Annotated in this window: 1 protein-coding gene; it reads left to right on the top strand. The window is 41.8% G+C overall.

All coding sequences use genetic code 11. The features are described from left to right. Positions 1-251: multicopper oxidase domain-containing protein (locus VJI94_RS08600; protein WP_324009067.1), on the top strand; the 251-nt coding region annotated here is incomplete at both ends.

The following is a 251-nucleotide window of genomic DNA, read 5'->3' as shown; positions in this document are numbered from 1 at the left end:
CTGTCTTGGGCTATCAACCTAATGGGATGCTTGGTCCGTCATTCAGGGTAAACAGGGGAGATGTTGTAAATATTTTGCTCCAGAATAATTTATCTGAACATACCAATATTCACTGGCATGGCTTAAAAGTACCTGCATTAATGGATGGACACCCAGATCAATTAGCAAATGCAGGTGGTACTTTCCGCTATCAGTTTACTGTGAATCAGAGAGCCGGATTGACATGGTATCATCCACACCCTCATTTTAAG

The organism is Parvimonas sp. D9 (genome assembly GCF_035282565.1).
Classification (GTDB): domain Bacteria; phylum Bacillota; class Clostridia; order Tissierellales; family Peptoniphilaceae; genus Parvimonas; species Parvimonas micra.
Note: the sequence above shows the minus strand (reverse complement) of the source record. Positions and strands in the feature narration are given on the sequence as shown.